20 protein-coding genes, 6 tRNA genes and 3 rRNA genes are annotated in these 23,905 nt (G+C 30.3%); all 29 read right to left on the bottom strand.

The features are described 5' to 3' along the window. Positions 1 to 15 precede the first annotated feature (15 nt). On the bottom strand, positions 16 to 390 hold the full coding sequence (gene rplL / locus PSOL_RS01325; protein WP_349402143.1) for a 50S ribosomal protein L7/L12: 375 nt from the start codon (positions 388 to 390) through the stop codon (positions 16 to 18). 60 nt (positions 391 to 450) lie between these two features. Beyond that, positions 451 to 936, bottom strand: coding sequence for a 50S ribosomal protein L10 (gene rplJ / locus PSOL_RS01320; protein ID WP_349402142.1), 486 nt, complete (start codon positions 934 to 936; stop codon positions 451 to 453). Between the two features lie 57 nt (positions 937 to 993). Beyond that, a complete protein-coding gene (rplA, locus tag PSOL_RS01315) occupies positions 994 to 1,683 on the bottom strand; it encodes a 50S ribosomal protein L1 (RefSeq protein ID WP_349402141.1) in 690 nt (229 codons plus the stop codon). Positions 1,684 to 1,734: 51 nt separating this feature from the next. Further along, positions 1,735 to 2,160 (bottom strand): 50S ribosomal protein L11, encoded by a 426-nt coding sequence (gene rplK / locus PSOL_RS01310; protein WP_349402140.1) that lies wholly within the window; start codon positions 2,158 to 2,160, stop codon positions 1,735 to 1,737. A 157-nt stretch (positions 2,161 to 2,317) separates the two neighbouring features. Continuing rightward, the gene (gene nusG / locus PSOL_RS01305; RefSeq protein ID WP_349402139.1) at positions 2,318 to 2,923 is read right to left on the bottom strand and encodes a transcription termination/antitermination protein NusG; all 606 of its coding nucleotides are present in this window, start codon (positions 2,921 to 2,923) and stop codon (positions 2,318 to 2,320) included. Beyond that, a complete protein-coding gene (secE, locus tag PSOL_RS01300) occupies positions 2,923 to 3,336 on the bottom strand; it encodes a preprotein translocase subunit SecE (RefSeq protein WP_349402138.1) in 414 nt (137 codons plus the stop codon). Before secE ends, nusG begins: the two co-directional genes overlap by 1 nt. 18 nt (positions 3,337 to 3,354) lie before the next feature. Continuing rightward, positions 3,355 to 3,501, bottom strand: a complete 147-nt coding sequence (gene rpmG, locus PSOL_RS01295) for a 50S ribosomal protein L33 (protein WP_349402137.1) — start codon at positions 3,499 to 3,501, stop codon at positions 3,355 to 3,357. A gap of 225 nt (positions 3,502 to 3,726) precedes the next feature. Further along, complete coding sequence (gene rlmB, locus PSOL_RS01290) at positions 3,727 to 4,428, bottom strand: 23S rRNA (guanosine(2251)-2'-O)-methyltransferase RlmB (RefSeq protein WP_349402136.1); 702 nt, start codon at positions 4,426 to 4,428, stop codon at positions 3,727 to 3,729. Position 4,429: 1 nt separating this feature from the next. After that, a complete protein-coding gene (locus PSOL_RS01285; RefSeq protein WP_349402135.1) occupies positions 4,430 to 6,841 on the bottom strand; it encodes an HAD-IC family P-type ATPase in 2,412 nt (803 codons plus the stop codon). A 64-nt stretch (positions 6,842 to 6,905) separates the two neighbouring features. Further along, complete coding sequence (locus PSOL_RS01280; RefSeq protein ID WP_349402134.1) at positions 6,906 to 9,038, bottom strand: polyribonucleotide nucleotidyltransferase; 2,133 nt, start codon at positions 9,036 to 9,038, stop codon at positions 6,906 to 6,908. Positions 9,039 to 9,296: 258 nt separating this feature from the next. Further along, positions 9,297 to 9,373: transfer RNA gene (locus PSOL_RS01275), tRNA-Asn, on the bottom strand. Between the two features lie 8 nt (positions 9,374 to 9,381). Beyond that, a tRNA-Val gene (locus tag PSOL_RS01270) sits at positions 9,382 to 9,457 on the bottom strand. Positions 9,458 to 9,487: 30 nt separating this feature from the next. Further along, positions 9,488 to 9,594: ribosomal RNA gene (rrf, locus tag PSOL_RS01265) — 5S ribosomal RNA — on the bottom strand. A gap of 30 nt (positions 9,595 to 9,624) precedes the next feature. Beyond that, positions 9,625 to 12,471, bottom strand: a 23S ribosomal RNA gene (locus tag PSOL_RS01260). A gap of 60 nt (positions 12,472 to 12,531) precedes the next feature. Then, positions 12,532 to 12,608 (bottom strand) — tRNA-Ile (locus PSOL_RS01255). Positions 12,609 to 12,675: 67 nt separating this feature from the next. Next, positions 12,676 to 14,208: ribosomal RNA gene (locus PSOL_RS01250) — 16S ribosomal RNA — on the bottom strand. The 16S, 23S and 5S rRNA genes sit together here with 4 tRNA genes alongside, the layout of an rRNA operon. Positions 14,209 to 14,309: 101 nt before the next feature. Continuing rightward, positions 14,310 to 14,393: transfer RNA gene (locus PSOL_RS01245), tRNA-Tyr, on the bottom strand. A 173-nt stretch (positions 14,394 to 14,566) separates the two neighbouring features. After that, a complete protein-coding gene (gene yidC / locus PSOL_RS01240) occupies positions 14,567 to 16,033 on the bottom strand; it encodes a membrane protein insertase YidC (protein ID WP_349402133.1) in 1,467 nt (488 codons plus the stop codon). A 27-nt stretch (positions 16,034 to 16,060) separates the two neighbouring features. After that, complete coding sequence (rnpA, locus tag PSOL_RS01235) at positions 16,061 to 16,408, bottom strand: ribonuclease P protein component (RefSeq protein WP_349402132.1); 348 nt, start codon at positions 16,406 to 16,408, stop codon at positions 16,061 to 16,063. 138 nt (positions 16,409 to 16,546) lie between these two features. Continuing rightward, entirely contained in the window at positions 16,547 to 16,681 is a 135-nt protein-coding gene (gene rpmH / locus PSOL_RS01230; protein ID WP_349402131.1) for a 50S ribosomal protein L34, read from the bottom strand. A 168-nt stretch (positions 16,682 to 16,849) separates the two neighbouring features. Beyond that, the gene (proS, locus tag PSOL_RS01225) at positions 16,850 to 18,274 is read right to left on the bottom strand and encodes a proline--tRNA ligase (protein ID WP_349402130.1); all 1,425 of its coding nucleotides are present in this window, start codon (positions 18,272 to 18,274) and stop codon (positions 16,850 to 16,852) included. A 289-nt stretch (positions 18,275 to 18,563) separates the two neighbouring features. Next, a tRNA-Ser gene (locus tag PSOL_RS01220) sits at positions 18,564 to 18,655 on the bottom strand. Between the two features lie 86 nt (positions 18,656 to 18,741). Further along, a tRNA-Cys gene (locus PSOL_RS01215) sits at positions 18,742 to 18,815 on the bottom strand. Between the two features lie 24 nt (positions 18,816 to 18,839). Then, positions 18,840 to 20,102 carry an aminopeptidase P family protein gene (locus tag PSOL_RS01210; RefSeq protein WP_349402129.1) on the bottom strand — a complete coding sequence of 421 codons (1,263 nt, stop codon included), beginning with the start codon at positions 20,100 to 20,102 and terminating at the stop codon, positions 18,840 to 18,842. Between the two features lie 99 nt (positions 20,103 to 20,201). Beyond that, on the bottom strand, positions 20,202 to 20,351 hold the full coding sequence (gene rpmG, locus PSOL_RS01205; RefSeq protein WP_349402128.1) for a 50S ribosomal protein L33: 150 nt from the start codon (positions 20,349 to 20,351) through the stop codon (positions 20,202 to 20,204). Between the two features lie 54 nt (positions 20,352 to 20,405). Continuing rightward, the gene (locus PSOL_RS01200) at positions 20,406 to 21,329 is read right to left on the bottom strand and encodes a hypothetical protein (RefSeq protein ID WP_349402127.1); all 924 of its coding nucleotides are present in this window, start codon (positions 21,327 to 21,329) and stop codon (positions 20,406 to 20,408) included. Between the two features lie 67 nt (positions 21,330 to 21,396). Further along, positions 21,397 to 21,609 (bottom strand): hypothetical protein, encoded by a 213-nt coding sequence (locus tag PSOL_RS01195; protein ID WP_349402211.1) that lies wholly within the window; start codon positions 21,607 to 21,609, stop codon positions 21,397 to 21,399. 149 nt (positions 21,610 to 21,758) lie between these two features. Then, positions 21,759 to 22,043, bottom strand: a complete 285-nt coding sequence (locus PSOL_RS01190) for an HU family DNA-binding protein (RefSeq protein WP_349402126.1) — start codon at positions 22,041 to 22,043, stop codon at positions 21,759 to 21,761. 101 nt (positions 22,044 to 22,144) lie between these two features. Beyond that, positions 22,145 to 23,134 (bottom strand): NAD(P)H-dependent glycerol-3-phosphate dehydrogenase, encoded by a 990-nt coding sequence (locus tag PSOL_RS01185; protein ID WP_349402125.1) that lies wholly within the window; start codon positions 23,132 to 23,134, stop codon positions 22,145 to 22,147. Positions 23,135 to 23,905 lie beyond the last annotated feature (771 nt).

Here is a 23,905-nt window from a genome sequence, read left to right as displayed (position 1 = left end):
TGACAAGAAAATAATTTATTGAAGCTCAATAACAGCTCCAGCTTGTTCTAATTTGGCTTTTATATCTTCAGCTAACGCTTTAGAAACATTTTCTTTTACTTTTTGGTCAGGGACTTTAATGAATTTATCAGCATCAAGCAAGCCCAAACCTGTTATTTCGCGAATTACCTTAATAACAGGAAGTCTGTTTTTGCCAAAATTTTTCATAATAACTGTAAATTCTGTTTTTTCTTCTACTTCAGGCGAATTAGAGGAACCAGCAGCGGCAACCGCTAATGAATTTGGGTCAATGCCAAATTCTTCTTTTAAACCATCCAATAATTCTTTAATTTCTAATAAAGACATTTCTTTTAAAGCGGATACAAATAATTCTTTAGTTAATTTAGCCATTTTAAACTCCTTTGTTATAACCTTTTTATAATTTTTTTCTTGATTAATTGTTTCTTATTTCTATTTCTCTAACAATATCTTTAAACCAATTGCTAATTGTTGCAAAGGTGCTATCATTCCTACAGCTAAAAGCGTTAACATTTGTTCTTTAGAAGGTAAAGTAGCTAAGCTATTGATTTCTTGCAATGAAACAATGTTTTGTTCCACCACACCTGAAACAATTTTAATAGCTTTATTTTGCTTAGTAAAATTATAAATAACTTTGATTGGTTCTAATAATTCATGTTGACTAATGATTAAAGCTTTTATCCCTTTTAAAAAAACAACTAAATCGTGATATTGGGCATTTAGAGCAGCTCTTTGCATAATATTTTTAGGATAAACCTTAACTTCGCAATCCAGTTTTTTTAATTGACGACGAAGTTGCATAAAATCACTTACTGGTAAACTGGAATGTTCAAAAACAATAACTGTTTTAGCTTGACTTAGTTTTTCTTGCAAAAAAGAAACTGCTTCTATTTTTTTAGCTAACTGAGTTTTTATCATTGATCTATCCTTTCTTTAAAAATTAAATTTGTAATTATATTAATCAATATGGGATTTTTATGCAACGGTAATAGGATCAATTTTAATTCCTGGAGACATAGTAGTTGATATGGTGATATTTTTTATATAAGTGCCTTTAGCTGTTCGAGGTTTTATTCTAATTAATTGTAAATATAAAGCTTTGAGGTTATCTAGTAATTTATATTCCTCAAAAGAAGCTTTGCCAATGATTGCATGAATATTACCATTTTTATCAAGACGATACTCAATTTTACCATTTTTAATTTCATGAACAGCTTGACTAACATTATCAGTCACAGTACCAGTTTTAGGATTTGGCATCAACCCTTTCGGTCCTAAGATGCGCCCTAATTTACTTAACTTAGGCATCATTTCAGGAGTAGATACTAAAACATCAAAATCAAACCAATTTTTAGCAATTTTATCAATTAAATCCTCATCACCAACATAATCAGCTTGGGCTTCTTTTGCAGCTTTTGCTTGTTCTCCTTTAGCAAGAACCGCTAATTTTACAACTTTACCGGTTCCGTAAGGCAAATTAATAGCTCCTCTTAAATTTTGATCTGCTTTTTTAGGATCTAAGTTTAAGTTAAAAGCACATTGCACTGTAGCATCAAATTTAGTTACCTGAATTTGTTTGGCTAATTTAATCGCTTCCTGAAAAGGATATCTTTTTTTTATATCAAACATTTGACTAACTACTAAATATTTTTTACTTCGTTTCATCTTAGTAATTCCCCTTTCTTCCTTTAACAAAAACTAATTTTTTTCGCTAATTTAATCTTCAATTAAAATACCCATATTACGAGCAGTTCCTGCAATTATTTTACATGCCTGTTCGAGGGAATAAGCATTAAGATCTCTTAATTTTAAATTGGCGATTTCTTGAAGTTTTTCTCGACTAATAGTAGCAACTTTAGTTTGTTTAGTGTTTGCAGAACCAGCTTCAATTTTAGCTGCTTTTTTTAAAAGATCGCTTGCAGGAGGAGTTTTAGTAACAAAAGTAAAAGTTCTATCTTCATAAACAGAAATGACTACAGGAATAATAAAACCTGCTTGATCTTTGGTTGTCTCATTAAACTGAGAGCAAAAAGAAGGGATATTTACTTGAGCTTGTCCTAAAGCGGGTCCTACTGGAGGAGCCGGATTGGCTTTTCCTGCGGGGATTTGTAATTTCACTATTTTAACAACTTTTTTAGCCATAAAAACCTTTCCTTTATAAAAGAAAACTTATCAAATAATTGCGTGTTTTCTTTCTTTATTGTTAACATCTATTTTTTAATTAAAAATCTATGACAAAAAAAATAAGACAATCTATTTTAACATAAAATTTTAAATATTAGTAAAAAAATATTTCAAATTAAAATATTTCTTTAAAATCATTAAATGATATTTCCACTGGAGTCGATCTACCAAACAAATCAACTTCAACTATCATTTTTTCTCGATCGTTGTCTATAATTGATACTTGTCCTTGTTGGTAAACAAAAGAACCAGAAATAATTTCTATTTTTTTACCGATTAAATGATCATAATTGGGCTTATTCATAATTCCCATTTTAAATAAGACAGGATTGATTTCTTTTTCTGATAAAGGAACAGGTTTAGAACTCATCCCACTAGAACCTAAAAAACCAGTAATTCTTGGTGTATTTTTAACTACAAACCAAGAACGATCAGTAATAATCATCTCAATGAAAACATATCCTGGATATAATTTTCTTTCTTTAGCGGTTTTTTTTCCGTCTGCACGAGTTTCATAATAAATTTCTTTGGGAGATAAAACGTTAGAAACTAAATCACTAATTCCAATACTTTCAACCCTTCTTAGTAAATCTTGTTTAACAACGTTTTCATAACCTGAATAAGTTTGAGCAATATACCATTTAAGTTGAGGTGTGTCTGGTTGTAATTCTTGAGGTTTTTCTGTTTTTTTATTAATTTTTATTAATTTTTCTTTTTTCATTATTTACTAATAACTAATTTTTTTATTTCAAGTAATTTGTTTATAATATACCCAAAAAACCAAATAGATATAATTAAAAAGAAGGTAAAAAAAATTACTTGTAGTGTGTTAAAAAAAATTTGTTTAAAAGAGGGGAAACTAATTTGACTAATTTGCAAAAAAGCATCTTTAAAAAAACGAAAAGAACTTACAAAAAAAACAACAACAAAAAAAATTAATAGTACAACTCGTAAAATTAAATCAATGTCTGAGTTGCTTGTAAATAGCATCATTTTAGATTGAAATAATTCTCCGCAAATACCTAAAAACAAAATAGATATTAGAAGTAAAAAAACACTAAGGAAACTATAATGTTTGTGAATAATTCCTAATAACTGATTTGGTTTGTTTTCATTGACTACTTTAATTCCCATAAACCAAAAAAAACTCCTTTACTTAGTTTCTTGATGCAAAGTATGTTTATTACAATAAGAGCAATATTTTTTTAAAGTTAAACGTTGTAATTTGTTGTGATTTTTAGATTTAGTATGATAATTACGATTTAAACACAAAACACAAACTAAAATATTTTTTTTCAAAAAATAACTCCTCTAATAACAAAAAAATTAAAAAAAATTAATACATCTTTTTTTATTATATCATAAATTAATATTTTTTAAAAAAGTAAAAGATAAATAATGATTTTATTTCAAAAAAAAGACAAATTACCTTATAATCATTAACAGAAAGAAATGGTCAAAAATATTTTATTGAAAAAAACAGTCTTAAAACAAAAAAAATTCAAATCTTAGAAAAAAATAATTTTAATACGATAGTAAAGTAGCATACATCATTAAAGCGGCAGCTACACTAACATTTAAAGAATTGATCTTTCCTTTCATTGGTATTTTAACTAATAAATCACATTTTTGTTTTAACAAATAACGCATGCCGACACCTTCATTACCAACAACAATCGCTAAAGATTGATTAGTGGGGATTTGCTTCAAAGTTTGCGAAGCATTACCATCTGTACCAATAATTAAAATTTGTTGTTTTTGCAATTTTAAAATAGTTTGATGGAGGTTAGAAACTAAAAAAACTTTTACATATTCTAAAGCACCACAGGCAATTTTAGCTACTGTTGTATTCAAAGGAACTTGATGTTTTTTGCTCATAATCACCCCATCAAAAGAACAAGCCTCAACTGTTCTTAAAATAGCTCCTAAATTATGAGGATCATGAATAGCATCTAAAATTAAAAAGCGTTTAGTTTCTTCAAACGATAAAAAACTATCCAAATCATAAAAACGATAATCTTCTACTTTAGCTACTACTCCCTGATGATTTTTTTGATTTATCAAATCAAATAAAAATTTTTTATCAACTAAGCGATAAAAAAGATTAGATGCTTGCAAAAAAGAGATAAAAGCGGGGTCTTTTAAATTAGCATCAAGATATAATTGATGGATTTTTCTTTTAGCTTTGATAGCTTCTTTGATGGTGTTTTTTCCACAAATAAACATCTTAAAACTTCTTTTCTACTTTTTTAGAATCAAAAAAAGCCAACAATAAAGATAAAATAATAATAATTATTAATAATAAAATATATTGTAATAATTCATCACTTTTGAAGAAACCAAAAAAACAACAATAAGAACATAAAAAACAAAATAACATAAAAATAAATAAAAAAGTTTTAGCAAAGTTAAAGGGTTTGCAAGTCGTCCATAAAACTATAAATAAAACTAAAGTTGCTACCAAAATGAAATATTTAGAAATTTGTTGTAGTTTTTCAAGTGAAATTGAGGAGGAAAAGAAAAACTCTTTCGCAAAAACAAAACAGTAACTAAACACAACTAAAAAAGCATAAGGAAGGGCTTTTTTGAGGTTTTTCATCAAAAAATCACCCTTAATAATTTTATGATTTTTTTCAAAAGATAATAAAAGGGAAGGAATGCCAATTGCCCAATAATCCATAATGAATTGTAATGTTAAAGGATCGATCGGATAATAACAAGGTTTTTTCATAAAATTAAAAACAGTAACAACAAAAGCTAACAAAAAAGAAAGAATAGTTTTGGTGAAAAATAATACAGATATTTTATCAAGATTATTGATAATTTTTCTACCTTCAAAAACTACTTGTTTCATGGAAGCAAAATTTGAATCCATTAAAACTAAATTAGAAATGTTGCAAGTAGCTTGACTTCCTGATGCCATAGCAATCGAAAGATCAGCTTCCTTTAAAGCTAAAATATCATTAACACCATCTCCTGTCATAGCTACTTTTTGACCATTTTTTTTCAAGATTTTAATCAAAATTTGTTTTTGTTGTGGCGAAGTTCTGCCAAAAACATTATATTGCAAAGCTATTTTTTCTACTTCTAAATCAGTCATATGTTCTAAATTAATGGCTTTATCGGGATTAATAATACCTACTCTTTTAGCTATTTGCGAAACTGTTAAATGATTATCTCCCGAAATAACTTTGATAGCGACTCCATTTTTTTGAAAAAAATCAACCGTATTGGCTGCATCTTTTTTAATGTTGTCTTCAATTACAATTAAAGCCAAAGGAATACATTTAGTAATTTTTATTTGTTGACTAACATCAAATTGATTTTGTGAAATTAAATTATTAGAAGCTTGCGCTAATAAAAGGACACGATAGCCTTCTTTTGCTTGACTTTCAAAGTCTTTTTGAATGAGATCAAAATCATTTTGAAGAATAAATTCAGGAGCTCCTAAAAAAAAAGTACCTAAATGATCAAATTCGACAACGCTGTATTTGCGAACACTCGAAAAGGGGATCTTTTGTTTCATAGGATAAAAATTTTTTATTTTAGCAAACTGATTAATTAAAGCCTCATTAGTATGATTTGAAGCAGATTCAGCTTTTAAAAAAGAAGCCATAATTTTTTCAAAAGGAAAATTATTAGAATAATAAGGAATAACAGCTTTTACTTTCATAGTACCATCAGTAATAGTTCCTGTTTTATCTAAGCATAAAGTGTTGATTTGTGCAAGCATTTCAATCCCAAATAAATTTTGAGCATAAACTTTTTGTTTTGCTAAATTCACAAAACCAACAGCTAAAGTGATGTTTGTTAACAAAAAAAGTCCCAAAGGTAGCATAGATATCATCATCCCACATAATCCTAACAAAGCTTTATCTTTGTATTCGGGGGATTTTAAATCTGCTAAAATAATATCATCATAAGGAAAAAAGACAAAATAAGCTAAAATAAGAGAAAAAAGAGTTAAAAAAATAATAATAACTTTAATGAGTGAAAATAAACCTTTCATTAAAGGTGTTTGTGGCTGTTTATACTTTTTAGCTGCTTGAGAAATTTTTTCTATATACATATTAGAGCCAACTGCAACAATTTCAGCCAAACTTTGGCCTGAGATAATATAACTACCTGAATATAAAAAATCACCTTCTTTTTTAACTATCAATTTAGTTTCCCCAGTTAAAAGAGATTCGTTAACTTCCACAATACCAGTTTTAACTTGGGCATCAGCTGAAATTTGATCGCCTGCTTCTAAAACCAAAATATCACTTAAAACTAAATCAGTAATAGCAACAGTTTCTTTGTGACCATTTCTAATCACTTGAGAAGAAGTTCTTAACAGTAAAGATATTTTATCTAAAGTTTTTTTAGCTTTAATTTCTTGAAAAATACTAATTAACATATTAGTTAAAGATACTAACAAAAACAATAATTGTTCATATTTTTGGATAGAAATAACGATAACAACAACAATTAAAATCAACAAAGTTAAGGGGTTAAAAAAATTACTAAATAAAATATCCTTAAGACTTCTAGCGTTTTTAGAAACAATAACATTAACTTGACCTAAAGCTTTTTTTTTCTCTATTTCTTGATTGTTTAATCCTTTAATGATATCTGAATTATTTAAATTTTCATTCATGCCTCAACACCATATTTTTTATAAATTTCATGCAATATTTTGAATTAGTTAAAATTAAAAAAATTTATTTTTGTGATACAAGGGCAAAATCAATCCGTCCTCGTTCATTAACTTTAACACATTTTACTAAAACTTTATCACCTATTTTAACAATATCACTTATTTTTGTTACTTGAGAAAAATGAATTAAACCTTCAATTCCTGGACTAACTTGGGCAAAAGCTCCCAAAATTTTTCCAGATTTATCATTTAAAAAACGCGAAATATGAGCTTGATAACAATTATTAACTTCGATATCTTGAATTAAACTTTGAATAAAAGCAATGGTTTGTTTGACTATTTCTAAATCAGAATGCATTACAAAAATACGACCATCTTGTTCAATATCAATTTTAACTCTATCATGATTTTCAATAATTTGATTAATAATTTTACCACCAGCGCCGATAATATCGCGTATTTTTTCTGGTTTTATTTGGATCATTTCAACTTTTGGAGCATATTTTGACATTTCTTGACGTGGAGAAGCAATAATTTTATTCATATGTTCTAAAATATGAAGTCTTCCTTTTTTTGCTTGTAAAAAGGCCTTTTTTAAAATTTCTTGAGAAACTCCTTCAATTTTAAGATCCATTTGCAAAGATGTAATACCTTTAACACTACCTGCTATTTTTAAATCCATATCACCGATATGATCCTCTAAACCTTGAATATCACTCAAAATAACATATTCATGAGTTGTAGAGTCCATAAATAAACCCATAGCAATTCCTGAAACTGCTTTTTTTAAAGGAACACCAGCAGCCATTAAAGCCATGGAGGTAGCACAAACAGTTGCTTGCGAAGAAGAACCATTTGACTCTAAAATTTCAGAAACTACTCTAATAGCATAAGGAAAGTCGTTTTCTTCAGGCAAAAGAGGAAGAATAGCTTTTTCAGCTAAATTTCCATGACCAATTTCTCTTCTACTGGGAGCAATATAACGACCTACCGCACCGACTGCAAAAGGAGGGAAATTATAATGCAACATAAAGCGTTTGTTGTTTTCACCACTTAAACCGTCAATAATTTTACTTTCTGATAAAGTCCCTAAAGTAACTACAGCTAAACTCTGAGTTTGCCCCCTAGTAAATAAAGCAGAACCGTGCGTTCGCGGTAATAAATCAATATGAGAATCAAGATTTCTAATTTCTTCTAAATTTCTTTTATCAGGTCTTTTTTTAGTTTTGATAATATAATTTCTAATTTCTTGATTAGATAATTTTTGAAATAAACGTTCAATTATAAATAAATAATTTTTTTGTGCTTCTAGATCGAAAAAAGTAATTTGATCAACAGTTTTGAAAAAAGGTTTTTGCTGAGCTTTGGTAAGAATTTTTTCTTTTAAAAGTTGTAAATTATTTTTTTTTCCTTGAACAAAAAAGCTAATAATCGCTTCAATTATTTTTTCCTGATGTTGCTCATTAAATTCTTTTTCCAAAGCTATCAAAGCGAGATCATAATCAATTGGTTTTTTATCCTTACCAATTTTTTTTTGAACATCTTCTTGAAATAAACATAATTTTTGAATATATTTATGAGCAAAAGTAATTGCTTCTAAAAAAACTTCTTCTGAAACTTCAAAAGCATGAGCTTCGATCATAACAACATTTTTCTTTGTTCCCGACACCAACAAATGTAATGATAAATCATTTAATTGTTGTGAATTAGGATTAAGAATTAATTGATCTTTGATACGTCCAACATAAACACCTGCAACAGCTTCACAAAAAGGGATTTCAGAAATAAGTAGTGACAAAGAGCTACCAAGAATAGAAGCAAGTTCACTTTTAAAATCTGGATCAGAACTTAAAACTGTATTAATCACTTGAATTTCTTGTTTAAAATTTTCTGGAAATAAAGGTCTTAAAGAGCGATCAATCAAACGAGAAGCTAAAATTTCATGATCAGTTGAACGCCCTTCTCTTCTTAAAAAGCTGCCAGGAATTTTACCAGCAGCATAAAATTTTTCTTGATAAATAACAGTTAGAGGAAGAAAATCAAAGTGATTTTTCTTATTACTAAAAACGGTAGTCGTTAAAACTACTGTATCTTGAAAACGAATTAAAATAGAAGAATCAACGTTTCTTGCATAAGTACCTATTTCTACTTGAAAATAATTTTTTAAATCAGTGGTTTCAAAAATTTGCTTTAACACTTTTAATTCTCCTTTGATTAGGTTTTGTAATTTATATAATGTTTGATTTTTTTAGTCAAAAAATATATAAAAATAAAAAGCTAGTATTTGAATGGTTTTCAACAAACTAGCTTATTTTAAAGTTTTAATTATTTTTAATTTTAAATGATATTTATTGAAAAAATCAATTTAAAATTATGTTTGTAAAAAATGTGTGCTTCAAATATTTTGAAAATAAACACTAATTTAAAAAATAATTCCAAAATTAAATTAAAAAAATGGCGCCCACGCTAGGACTCGAACCTAGGACCCTCTGATTAACAGTCAGATGCTCTAACCAACTGAGCTACGTAGGCCTCATTAATGGTAGAGGATGAGGGACTCGAACCCCCGACATTCTGCTTGTAAGGCAGACGCTCTCCCAGCTGAGCTAATCCTCTTTTTTTATTCTTTTTTTTTATTAAAGCAAACCTTGGCACTCCCTATCTTCGTTCGTAAAAACTATTGTCAGTACTAAGGACTTAACTGCTGTGTTCGGGATGGAAACAGGTGTTGCCCCTTAGTTTTATGCACCAAGGATCTTTCAAAACTAGATAAACAGGTTAAAAAATCAAAGTCAATGGATCTATTAGTACTAGTCAGCTAAAAAGATCACTCTTCTTACACCCCTAGCCTATCAACCTGATCGTCTTTCAGGGATCTCATAGGGAAATCTCATCTTAAGGGAGGCTTCACACTTAGATGCTTTCAGTGTTTATCCCTTCTATACATAGCTACTCAGCTGTGGCTCTGGCGAACCAACTGAAACACCAGCGGTATATCCATCCCGGTCTTCTCATACTAGGGACAGTTCCTTTCAAATTTCCAACGCCCACGACGGATAGAGACCGAACTGTCTCACGACGTTCTGAACCCAGCTCGCGTTCCACTTTAATGGGCGAACAGCCCAACCCTTGGAACCTTCTTCAGCTCCAGGATGTGATGAGCCGACATCGAGGTGCCAAACCGCTTCGTCGCTGTGAACGCTTGGAAGCGATAAGCCTGTTATCCCCAGGGTAGCTTTTATCCGTTGAGTCACGGCCCTTCCATTCGGTACCGTAAGATCACTAAGTCCGACTTTCGTCCCTGCTCGACTTGTAAGTCTCGCAGTCAAGCTCCCTTATGCCTTTATGCTCTACAAATGATTTCCAACCATTTTGAGGGAACCTTCGAACGCCTCCGTTACTCTTTAGGAGGCGACCGCCCCAGTCAAACTGCCCACCAAACACTGTCCCTTGCAATCCACTTGCACAGGTTAGAAACTAAAAATAGCAAGGGTGGTATCCCAAGGGTGACTCCCAAAAAACTAACGTCTTTTGTTCACAGTCTCCCACCTATCCTGTACATCCTATTTTCAATTTCAATATTAAGTTGCAGTAAAGCTCCATGGGGTCTTTTCGTCCTGTCGCGGGTAACCGGCATTTTCACCGGTAATTTGATTTCACCGAGGCTCTTGTTGAGACAGCGCCCAAATCGTTATGCCTTTCGTGCGGGTCGGAATTTACCCGACAAGGAATTTCGCTACCTTAGGACCGTTATAGTTACGGCCGCCGTTTACTGGGACTTCAATTCAATGCTTCGTTACCTGACATCTCCTTTTAATCTTCCAGCACCGGGCAGGCATCAGCCCCTATACATCACCTTACGGTTTAGCAGAGACCTATGTTTTTGATAAACAGTCGCTTGGGCCTATTCTCTGCGGCTTTTAGTTTTAATAAAAGCTCTCCTTATCCCGAAGTTACGGAGTCATTTTGCCGAGTTCCTTAACAAGAGTTTGCTCGCGCGTCTTAGTATACTCTACCTTCCCACCTGTGTCGGTTTACGGTACGGGTAGTTAATCAATTAACCCTAGAAGCTTTTCTTGAAAGTATGACATCAATCACTTTACTTTTAAACCTCATCTTTGAATGAGAAAACGGATTTACCTATTTTCTCAGACTTAGTTTTTCTACCCTAATCCGATTAAGGGCGTGTTTAGCCTGCTTTGTCCCTCCATCAGTTGATTAACTAGTACAGGAATTTCAGCCTGTTTGCCATCGGCTACGGATTTCTCCCTCACCTTAGGACCCGACTAACCCAGGGAGGACGAACCTGGCCCTGGAAACCTTGGGTTTTTGACGGATAGGATTCTCACCTATCTTTTCGTTACTTACACCGGCATTCTCACTTCTGACCTCTCCACCACTGCTTCCGCTATGGCTTCACTGATGTCAGAACGCTTCCCCTACCATCAAATTAACTCGAAAGTTATTTCAATCCGTAGCTTCGGTATGATGTTTTAGCCCCGGTACATTTTCGGCGCAGAGTCATTCGACTAGTGAGCTATTACGCACTCTTTAAAGGATGGCTGCTTCTAAGCCAACCTCCTAGTTGTTTAAACGTCTTCACTTCCTTTGCCACTTAACATCAATTTTGGGACCTTAGCTGACGGTCTGGGCTCTTTCCCTTTTGACCATGGACCTTATCACCCACAGTCTGACTGCTGATTTTATTTGATAACATTCGGAGTTTAATTGAGTTCGGTACCCCGAGGTGGAGCCCTTACTCATTCAGTGCTCTACCTTCACCAAATAACCAAATCAACGCTAGCCCTAAAGCTATTTCGGGGAGAACCAGCTATCTCTGAGTTCGATTGGAATTTCACCCCTAGCCACAAGTCATCCAAACACTTTTCAACGTGTCCTGGTTCGGTCCTCCATTTAGTTTTACCTAAACTTCAACCTGCTCATGGCTAGCTCACTTCAGTTTCGGGTCTATGACATGCAACTTAACGCCCTATTAAGACTCGCTTTCACTACGGCTCCGTTCCTTCAAACTTAACCTTGCTCCATATCATAACTCGCCGGTTCATTCTGCAAAAGGCAAGCCATTACTCATTAACGAGCTTTGACTAATTGTAGGCACACAGTTTCAGGATCTATTTCACTCCCCTTTCGGGGTTCTTTTCACCTTTCCCTCACGGTACTAGTTCACTATCGGTCACTAAGTAGTATTTAGCCTTAGGAGATGGTCCTCCCATCTTCCAACAAGATTTCTCGTGTCTCGCCGTACTTATTGATACCCTAGGTCTTTGCTTACGTTTACGGGACTGTCACCTTCTTTGGTGCTTCTTTCCAAAAGCTTCTACTTGACAAAAACTTGGTAACTAGAAATGGTATCTGGCTTTTCCGGGTTCGCTCGTCACTACTACCAGAATCGTTATTACTTTCTTTTCCTGCAGTTACTTAGATATTTCAGTTCGCTGCGTTTCCTTCCTTTTTCAAGGATGATGCATCTTCAATGCAACGGGTTGCCCCATTCGGAAATCCACGGATCTCCACTTATTTACAGCTTCCCGTGGCGTATCGCCGTTAATTGCGTCCTTCATCAGCTCTTAGTGCCAAGGCATCCACTGTGCGCCCTTAGTTCCTTTGATTTTTTTAACCTTTATTGTTTATCTACTTTTCAAAGAGCTTTTTTAAGATATGACCTATTTTGGTGGGCCTAAATGGACTTGAACCACCGACCTCACGCTTATCAGGCGTGTGCTCTAACCAACTGAGCTATAGGCCCGAATCTTAAAAAAATGAAAAACTTTCTTAAGTCTCTCAAAACTGAAGATGATAACTTTAATCCTTAGAAAGGAGGTGATCCATCCCCACCTTCCGGTAGGGATACCTTGTTACGACTTAACCCCAATCATCAACCCTACCTTAGACGGCTCCCTCTTGATTGCTCAAGTTAGGCCACCGGCTTTGGGTATTGCCAACTTTCGTGGTTTGACGGGCGGTGTGTACAAACCCCGAGAACGTATTCACCGCGACATGCTGATTCGCGATTACTAGCGATTCCAACTTCATGAAGTCGAGTTGCAGACTTCAATCCGAACTGAGACTGCTTTTTTGAGATTCGCCAGAAGCTTACGCTTTAGCTACCCTTTGTAACAGCCATTGTATCACGTTTGTAGCCCAGGTCATAAGGGGCATGATGATTTGACGTCGTCCCCACCTTCCTCCAATTTATCACTGGCAGTCTTGCTAAAGTCCCCAACTTAATGATGGCAATTAACAACAAGGGTTGCGCTCGTTGCGGGACTTAACCCAACATCTCACGACACGAGCTGACGACAACCATGCACCACCTGTGCTTCTGATAACCTCCACTGTATTTCTACAACTTTGCAAAAGCATGTCAAGACCTGGTGAGGTTTTTCGGGTACCTTCGAATTAAACAACATGATCCACCGCTTGTGCGGAGTCCCGTCAATTCCTTTAAGTTTCATACTTGCGTACGTACTACTCAGGCGGAGTACTTAATGTGTTAACTTCAACACTGGTTTTACCCAACGTTTAGTACTCATCGTTTAGGGCGTGGACTACCAGGGTATCTAATCCTGTTTGCTCCCCACGCTTTCGTGCCTCAGCGTCAGTTAAGACCCAGCAAGCCGCCTTCGCTCCTGGTGTTCCTCCATATATTTACGCATTTTACCACTACACATGGAATTCCACTTGCCTCTATCCAACTCTAGCTAAACAGTTTTTATAGCATCACAACGTTAAGCATTGCACTTAGACCATAAACTTATTTAACCGCCTACGCACCCTTTACGCCCAATAATTCCGGATAACGCTTGCCCCCTATGTATTACCGCGGCTGCTGGCACATAGTTAGCCGGGGCTTATTCATTAGGTACCGTCATAATGGTTTTTCCACCATTTTTTCTTCCCTAATAAAAGAACTTTACGTACCGAAATACTTCATCGTTCACGCGGCATTGCTCGGTCAGAGTTTCCTCCATTGCCGAAAATTCCTTACTGCTGCCTCCCGTAGGAGTTTGGGCCGTGTCTCAGTCCCAATGTGGCCGTTTGACCTCTCAGCCCGGCTACACATCATCGTCTTGGTAGGCTTTTACCCCACCAACTAACTAATGTGACGCAAGCTCTTCCCTAAGCATACCTATTGCTAGGTCTTTTAAAAACAAGAAGATGCCTTCTTATCTCCTATCCAGTCTTAGCAGTCGTTTCCAACTGTTATTCTCGTCTTAGGGGCAGATTGCTTACGCGTTACTCACCCGTTCGCCACTAAAGTTTAATTGCTTAAACTTCCGTTCGACTTGCATGTATTAGGCATGCCGCCAGCGTTAATCCTGAGCCAGGATCAAACTCTTCGTTTTTTTGCTTTTCAATCAAACTAGTTAATTAAAAAGACTTTTAATTAAATTAAAATAATAATTTAAGCATCATCTTCAGTTTTCAAAGATTAAAAAAATTTTAATGGTGGAGGGAGGTGGATTCGAACCACCGTACCTTACGGAACAGTTTTACAGACTGCTGCGTTTAGCCACTTCGCTATCCCTCCAAAATTAAAAATATAATAAATACAATTTAGTTTACCTAAATTATTATAACATAGTCAAAGGTAAAAAAGCAATTTTTTTAAAAAAATAATAATATAATTGTATTTTATCTTCTAATAATAGGCAATCATAACTTTAATGCAAAAATTAATTACCTATTATTAAGACAAAAAAATTAGATAGATTTGTTTTTTAACAAAAGATACTTTTGTTCCGTTTTTTTTCTTGTAATTAAAGTTTGAAAAATGGTGTAAGTATTTCCTACAATCCAGTATAAAGACAATATCGGATTAGAACGAGAAAACAATACCATCATCACAATCATAACCCAACTCGTAATTTTCATTGTTTTTTCTGATTGTTTGGCTTTAGCTTTTTGTTCCAAAGTTAAATTATGTGTAGAAGTTTTTAAATAATCAGGTTTTTTAAAACTAATTTTATTTAAAATAAACATCGTGATTCCGACTAAAAAAGACAATAAAATAATAACTATTATACGATTAGGTTTTTCAGGATTTAAACTTATAAAACCTAAAAATAATTTTTCAGTTAAATTATTAGTCTCAAAAATGCCACCAGGAATGATAAAACGTGTTAAAGTTTGGTTAATGGCGATAAACAAAGGTAGTTGTAAAAAGGAAACTAAAAAACCCCAAAAACTAAAATTATTTTTACGATAAACTTTTAAAATTTCTAACTGCATTTTTTGAGCAGAAGTAGGATCTTTGTGCAAAGCGTATTTTTGTTTAACTTTTTCAATTTCGGGTTGAATTAAATTCATATTCATGCTAAAAGTGCTGGTTTTAGTATAAATAGGCCAAGTAAGAGTTCGGATCCAAATGGTGGTCAAAATAATACCTAATCCTAAATTTCCTAAAAAAATTCCAGCTCCAGTAGACCAAAAAGTTGAAAATATATATAGAAAAGAACTAATAGAAATAATCAAAACATTCCAAAAATAACCAAAAAAACTCCATTCAAGATATTTAGGCCATTGAATTGGTAAAGAATAATTAGTGACAAATATAGGTATTGAATTTGTTGATTCTAATTTAAATGTAAGTGTTAATTTCAATGATTCTTCAGAAGAAGTTTTTTTAAGTTTTTCTATTGCTTTATCTTTTTCTTCAAATTTTACTATTAAATTTGTAGAATCAAATTCTAAAGAATCTTGAAATTCTTCTTTATATTTTTTGTTTTCAATATATTCGATTTTAGTACCAGCAGGAACTGTCAACAAATTTTTGATAATTTCAACTTTTTTTTTTGTTAAAATTTCCCCTTCTAAACTTTGTAAGAGGCCATTAGCTTTTTTGAAACTAAAAGGAAGATGGATGATGGAGGAGAATGTTGGTGTTTTGTTTACAACTGGCTGTTTTTTATCAAACAAACCAAAAAAATATTTTTCTTTTTTTTTATCATCAAGCCATTTTTCATAACTTTGTTTTGTATCTACTTTGATTTCTTGATGTTTATTGTTAAGAGTATAAACAATAAATTGTTCTTCATCATTTTTATCAAGTTGAACTTGTGCAAGTTCATTAATCTTTATAGGTTTTGATGGCCAAAAAAACCACCAAGATACACCTACAAAAAGCAAAATAAAAAGGAATAAATTTTGTTTAAAAATACTATTTTTCATACCCATTTTTAATTAATCCCTTTATTTTTAGTTATTTGAAAGTAGTAAATGAATTTTAAAAGCGCATTTCACAAATAAATATTTTAATTGTTGAAAAGTTAAATTTTTAGCTTGCGGTTTGATCACAATTACAAAAAAGATTGTAGAATTAAGATTGCAAGCATAATTGCTAATAATTGACCTTAAACGTCTTTTAATTAAATTTCTTTGATGAGCTTTACCGTATTTTTTACCAACACTTAAAGCAAATTTAAAATGAGGGTTAGTGTTTTGTTGCAAATAATAAATCATAAAAGAGGAGTTTCCGTATCTTTTTTTCGAACGGAAAACAGCTGTAACTTCACTTTCTTTTTTAAGAATATATTTTCTTTTCATTTTCTTAATTTTCCTAAAATAGAAATTTTTTTGCACACCAAACAAAAAAATAATTTGTTAAAAAAAATTTAAGCTCTTGTAAAAGAAAAAGACTAAAAAATAGTTAAGTTGTTCTTTAATTGTAAAAAAAATTTATAATTAAAGAGCTAATTGAGCTCTACCTTTAGCTCTTCTACGAGTAATGACTTTACAACCTCCAGCAGTTGCCATTCTAGCTCTAAAACCATGAGTTCTTTTTCTTTTAATTTTGCTAGGTTGATATGTTCGTTTCATAAAAAAACCTCTTTTCTATTTAAACACACTTTCTTAATTATAACTTTTTTATAATTAAATATCAAGATTTAAAAATAAAAAGTTAAGATAAAATGTTTAAAAAATTATTTTGATAAAATATTTTGATAAAAAAATACAAACTAGAACAAATTAAAAATAAAACTAATTTTAATAAGCTTTAGCAAATAAAACAGTTTGAAAAGCTTTTTTGTAAGTGACAGGACAGTGCATAGTAATTAAAGGAGTATCTAAAATAATTCTTGCAGTTGCTCCTGTTTCTTCTTTGATTTGTGTTTCTGCTTCAACACCTGCAATACTCATCGCTATATAACCTCCTTTTTGAAGGTGTTTTTTAAACTCTTGATAAGTAGTTGCTTGTCTGCGATGAGATTCTAAATGTTTTTTTGCAATGTAATACATCTTATGATGAATGTTTGCTAATAATTTAGGTATTTCTTCTTTTAAATCTATTTTTTTAAGACTGTATTTAGAACCATTATATCTTTGAAAAATAGTTACTTCATCTTTGACTAAATCGCGAGCACCAATTTCAATTCTCAAAGGAACCCCTTTAAGTTCGTATTGATTGAATTTCCAACCAGAAGTTTTATCTTGTAAATCTAAATGAACGCGATAAGTTGTTTTTAAATCATCAAATATTTTTTTAGCTTCTAATTGAACCAATAAATTTTTCGGTTGCAAAGGGATAATAACAATTTGAATAGGGGCAATATAAGGGGGTAAAATTAAACCTTCATCATCACTATGAACCATAATTAAAGCACCAATAAGACGAGTTGAAACCCCCCAAGAAGTTTGATGAACATATTTATTTTGATAATCTTGATCTTGAAATTTAATTTTAAATGATTTAGCAAAATTAGTTCCTAAATAATGAGAGGTACCTGCTTGTAAAGATTGACCATCATACATTAAAGCTTCAATAGAATAAGTAGTTAAAGCTCCAGAAAATTTTTCATTTTCAGTTTTTTGACCGCAAACAAAAGGAAGAGCTAAAAGTTCCTTGCCTAATTTTTGATAAAGTTCAATAATAGATAAAGCTTGTTCAATAGCTTCTTTTTTTGTAGCATGGACGGTATGTCCTTCTTGCCATAAAAATTCTTTGCCACGCAAAAAAGGTTTAGTTGTTTTTTCCCAACGAACGACATTACACCATTGGTTATATAACTTAGGCAAATCTCGATAAGAGCTAATAATTTTAGCGTAATATTGAGAAAATAAAACTTCTGAAGTTGGACGAATCACAAGTTTGTCAGATAATTCTTTTTGACCAACGGAAGTAATCATAGCTGCTTCTGGAGAAAAACCTTGAATGTGATCTTTTTCTTTTTGAAAAAGTTTTTTAGGAAAGACTAACGGAAAATAGACATTTTGATGCCCTATTTTTTGCAATTCACAATTAAGATATTTTTGAATATGTTCCCACAAAGAATAACCATAAGGAAGATAAATAATAAATCCTTTAATTTCTGAATATGCTATTAATTCAGCTTTTAAACAAATATCTGTATACCATTTACCAAAATCAGATAAACGTGGAGTAACTTTTGTCACTCGTTTGATTACTTTCATTTTTATATAACCTTTATATAGCTATTTCTTGAAGATAAAAAAATTTTGGGAAGATTTTTAGTTCTTACTATTATATCATTTTTTTTAAAAAAGGGGAATTGCCGTTAAATAAAAAAATAAATAATTAAAAAATTAAGTCAAACAATAATTTTATTGAAATATTTATTTTTTTAAAGAGTCAAAAAACTCTTTGATCAGGTTTATTGAAATTAATAAAGTTTAAAAAAAATAATTGAAAAATGAAATAAGGTCATTTAGAAATCAATTAAAAATTAAATAAAAGTGATTATGGCGGAGCAGAAGGGATTCGAACCCTTGCACCGATTTCTCGGACTACGTCCTTAGCAGGGACGCCTCTTATAGCCGCTTGAGTACTGCTCCTGATGAAATTGTTTTGCAACATTAACACTTTTTTAATCTTAAGAGAACTTAAAGTTAAAGGAATAAAACTTTTAAAAATAATAAAATGGAGGCCCTGAACGGATTTGAACCGATGATCAAGCTTTTGCAGAGCCATGCCTTACCACTTGGCTACAGGGCCGAAAAATAATGTTTTAAAAAACCATCAACAAAGGGGTTTCATTAAAGCTTCAATTTCTGTAATTTCTTTAGGTATTTTTTGAGATAAATTAATGGAGCCATCTTTAGTCACCAAAATATTATCTTCAATTCTAATGCCTAGATTAAATTGTTTTAAATAAAGACCTGGTTCAACAGTAATAACACTGTTTTCTCCAATAATATCAGAATGATTACACGCATCATGAAGATCTAAACCTAAGTGATGACTTAAACCATGATAACAATAATTATCAATATGGTCATCGTTTTTCCAAAGAGATAATTCTTTTAAACCTTCTGCTAAAATATTTTTGCCATAGTGATTTAATTGAGTGAAAGTGCGATGCGGCCTAACAAAAGCAATAATTTCTTTGTTGGCTTTTAAAACCAAATTATAAATTTGTTTTTGTAAAGGGTTAAAAACACCACTAATAGGATAACAGCGAGTAATATCAGAAGAATAATGATTATAATTAACCCCTGCATCAAATAGCAAAACTTCATTAGGCATTAACTGCGAACAATTACGAATATAATGTAAAATTAAAGCATTTTTTCCTGAAGCAGCAATAGTATCATAAGATTTTTTAGTTTGATTTTTTTCTAAAAAATAATGAAAGAAAGCGGCTATATCGTTTTCGTTAGTTAAAGGTCTTATTTTAGTTATTAGTTGATTTAAAGCTTTTTCATTGATTTCTAAAGCTTTTTTGATTTGATTTTGTTCATAAACACTTTTAGATTGACGCAAAGACAGTAAAAAAGGTGAACTATTTTCAATTTTTAAAAAAGGATACAAAGACAAAAGTTTTTGACAAAAAGTTAAAGCCTGACTCTTTTCTTGTGCGGAGGTATGATACTGACTTAATAAATCAAAATAAAAAATATCTATAGAAAAAACAAAAGAACTTCTTAAAGGGTTAATTATTTCTAATAAAAAAGAATTAAAAATGTTATTTTTTTTAATATTACTTTCTTTAATACAAGATATCTTTGAAGCTTCAGTAAAACTTAAAAAAACGCCATCCCACAAGACTTTTTGCGGATCACGATCATCTAAAAATAAAAAAGTTTGACAATCATAAGGAGTTTTTTTGATTAATAAAATAGAATTTGGCTGATTAATCCCTGTTAAATAATAAAAATTACGATTAACTTCGAAAGGAAAAAATTGATCAGTGCTTTTAACAATATTTTTACCAGAATAAAACAAAGCAACTGCATTTGGTTTCATTTTTTTAATCAAATTTTTTCTATTTTGCAAAAACATAAAAAGATTATCTCCCTATTGATGATTTGATATTAAAAAGATGAAAAATGATAAAAATATTTGAAAAAAGCAAATATTTTTAATAATAAAAACAAAAAATTATTTTTTTTCACGATGTAAAATATGTTTTCTAGAAAAAGGACAATATTTTTTTAATTCTAAACGATTGGAATTTTTTTTCTTGTTTTTATCAGTATGATAATTTTCTCTTTTACAATCAGTACAAACTAATTTTACTAAATCACGCATATTATTTTATCCTCCTTAACAATTAAAGTAACATATAATTATTATATCAAATTTTTATCCAAAATAAAAAATTATGGTTGCTTTTTTTTGTTTTTTGTGAATCATTCTTTTTTTAAACCATAAAAGAAAATATGTCATCAAAGAGATAAAAAGAAAAAGAAGCAAAAATAATTTAAAAACAATTCCATATCCCTTATACAAAAAACGATATCGTTTTTTTCCTAAACTTTCATATTCTTTCTTTTTATCTGGGCGAAAAGGAGAAAAAAAATAATAAGGGAATATCTTAAAAGGATCTCTTTCATTTGCTTCTTCTTGACTTTCGACAATTGGTTTATCTTTTTTAAATTTCTTATAATAAGAATTCATACTTAAACGACTATATAAACTAAAACAAAACATATAAACCAAAGCATGAAGCCAACCCATCCACATTCTTTTATAAGGGATAGCAAAAGTATTAACAAAAAAATAAAAATATAAATAAATTAAAGGAACAAAAGTATGTTGCAAATGTGAAATAATATAAGAAAGTTCCCATTTAAATGTTTTGAAATGTTGAAATTTATCAATAACAATGTGATAAATAATTCCTGTCGCCAAAATACTAATTAAACAAACAAAAACAAGATAAGGATACCAATCTTGATTACGTGCCTTTGTAAAAAACAAAACATAGACAATTAAAACAAATAAATTGCTTTGATAAGTAAAATAAAAAATCATTTTAATAAAAGTTTGATGCCCTGGATAATAACCATTTTTGCTATAATCTAAATATCCATTATCTTCAATAAATTCAGGAGGTTCATATTTATAATTAAAATAATTTCTTTCTCCTTCTGACACTTTTTTAAAATCATTAAAAAAAACAAGAATCATTAAAGAAATACAAATCATTAAAAAAAGGAAAACAATATCAGGGTTTTTAAAATAATTACGAAAAACTATTTTTTTGATTTTCTTTTTAATAGACATATAATTTCCTTTTTTTTAATAAAAAAAATATTCAAAAAATAATTACTTAATTAATTTTTTACTAAAACTAAGATTTTCTTTGTTGTTTAGACATTATTGGTTTAATCAGGTTTTGTTCTAAAGCTTGAGGGAAAGGATATTTTTCTTCTCGCAATCTCTTAAACAATAAATAAATAAATCCTCTTTCAAAATCAATACGGGTAATAACTGCTATTTCTTTTTCGTTTTCAACTCTTGCTCTTTGCCCAATTAAATAAGTTTTTGTAAAAGTTTTAACCATAGATAACCTACTTTCTTTAAAAACAAAAATTTGTCTACAAAACATATAAAAATCATATAAGAGAAAAAGAATATAACAATAAAAAAAACAAACTTTTTTTAGTTTGTTTTTTTATCGAAAAAATATTCAAAAATTAATGATTATTATTTTTAGGAAATAAAAACATCTTTGAAACTTTTGCTAAATTTAAAAACGGGAACTTTTTTAGCTGGAATATCAATAGAATTGCCAGTTCTTGGGTTTTTACCTTGACGAGCACTTCTTTGTTTAACTTCAAAAGTACCAAAGCCAGTTAAAGTCAGTTTTTCATCTTCTTCAAACAATTGAAGATTTTCAGAAATAACTTCAATAAAGCTACTCAAAAATCTATCAGCTTCTTTTTGACTAATATCATGTTTTTCTGCTAATTTTTTTAAAAAATCTAACTTGTTCATTTTGTTCATTCCTTTCTTTTAAATTACGTAATTATTATAACATCAAAAAAAAGATTTGCAAGCAAAAACAAATAATTATTTTATTTATTTTTGTATTTTTTTTAACAATCATTTGTAAAAGGTCGTTGCATTAACTCAACAAAAACAAGTTCAAAAGGCTTAAACTCATAAATTAATTGATAGGCTGCATGAACGAGTGGTAAATTAAGGTGATGTTTTAATTGCAATTGGTAAAAAGCAGTAAGACTTTGAAATCCCTCAATTACTTGAATAGAATCTTCAATAATTTGATGGTAAGTTTTTCCTGAAGCAATTTTTTGACCAGCATTAAAATTTCTTGAATATGAACTAAAAGCAGTAACAATTAAGTCACCTAAACCAGGAAGTCCTAAAACTGTTTCATAATTACCATGATAAAAAGCAACTAAACGAGACATTTCTGCAATACCACGACTCATTAAAGCGGCTTGAGAATTGATCCCGAAATCTTTAGCTACTAAAATACCGTTAATTAAAGCTAAAACGTTTTTAAAAGAACTACAAACTTCATTACCAATCAAATCAGAAGAAGTATAAATTTTGAAATAAGAGGAGTTAGAAAAAATTTTTTGGATTTCCATTGCAAAAGACAAATCAGAAGAAGCAGCAGTCAAAAGAGTTAATTTTCTTAAGATAACTTCTTCAGCATGAGACGGTCCCATCAAAGAAGCGTAATTTTTCAAAAGAATAACTGGAATAACTTGTTTAACAATTTGAGAAACCCGAAAAAAAGTTAATGGTTCAATCCCTTTAGAAACGTTAACAAAAGATTTAGGAGTTTTAACAAGCAAAGCAATTTGTTGTAAAACTTGTCGCATAACTTTTACAGGGACCGCTAAAACTAACAAATCAGAATGCAACAAAGCTTCTTGTAAATTGGAAACAACTTTAACATTTTTTAAAGGAAGGTTAAAAATAGGATGTTTGCCTCGATTGATAGTTTTAATGTAGTTTTCGTTAAGTTCATAAACTAAAACTTGATGATTGTTATCAGTCAAAACTTGAGCTAAAGTAGCACCCCAAGCACCACCGCCAATAATTGTAATATTCATAAGGTTAAAGAATCTTTCTTGAAGTTAATAAATAATGGATACTAAGGCTTGCACTGTTCCAAAACTTTAGAAAAAATTGAAATATCGAAAAAAAACAAAAATTAACTTTTAGGCAATTAAAAAAAGATTATTCTAATACTAAAAAAATTATAAAATTATTGAGTAAAATGATAAATGACTTTTTTTAATTATAATTAAATACTAGGTTTTTTAATGTTATAATAACTTAATAAAATAGAGGAAATATTATAATTTTGCTTTGATATTTTTAAGGGTTTGTCATTCTAATTCTTGAATAATTTTAATTTGCTATACTCCAAGATCAATTAATATATTTAGTTAATTTTTTTAACATTTAACTTGATATTAAATTTCTAAAAAAATCCAATAATAAAAATTAAAATAATAATATAACATTACCTTTTAAAAAAACAATCTAACAAAAATAAAAAAAATAATTTTTATTTTATTTATTATATAATTTTTAACTAAGGACAATTCAAAGACAATCAAAATCATAAAAGTTTTTAAAATAAGATATAAATTTAAATATACCATATGATGTTGTTTTTTTGAAGTATATTTGTTTTTTTAAAACTTATAATCTTTTACAAAAACAATTAAAATAATTTAGTCCAGTAATCACAATATAATGCAAAACATTTTAAAAAAAACAAAAAAATTTATTGACTCATTCATCTTGATCATAGAGTAAAAATAAAGTCTAACGATAATACTTTTTTTAAGTTAGTTACTTTCTAAATAAAAAAA

This window comes from Candidatus Phytoplasma solani (assembly GCF_040126175.1).
GTDB classification, from domain to species: Bacteria; Bacillota_I; Bacilli_A; order Acholeplasmatales; family Acholeplasmataceae; genus Phytoplasma; species Phytoplasma solani_A.
The sequence above is the reverse complement of the archived record's forward strand: the minus strand, read 5'-3'. Positions and strand labels throughout refer to the sequence as shown.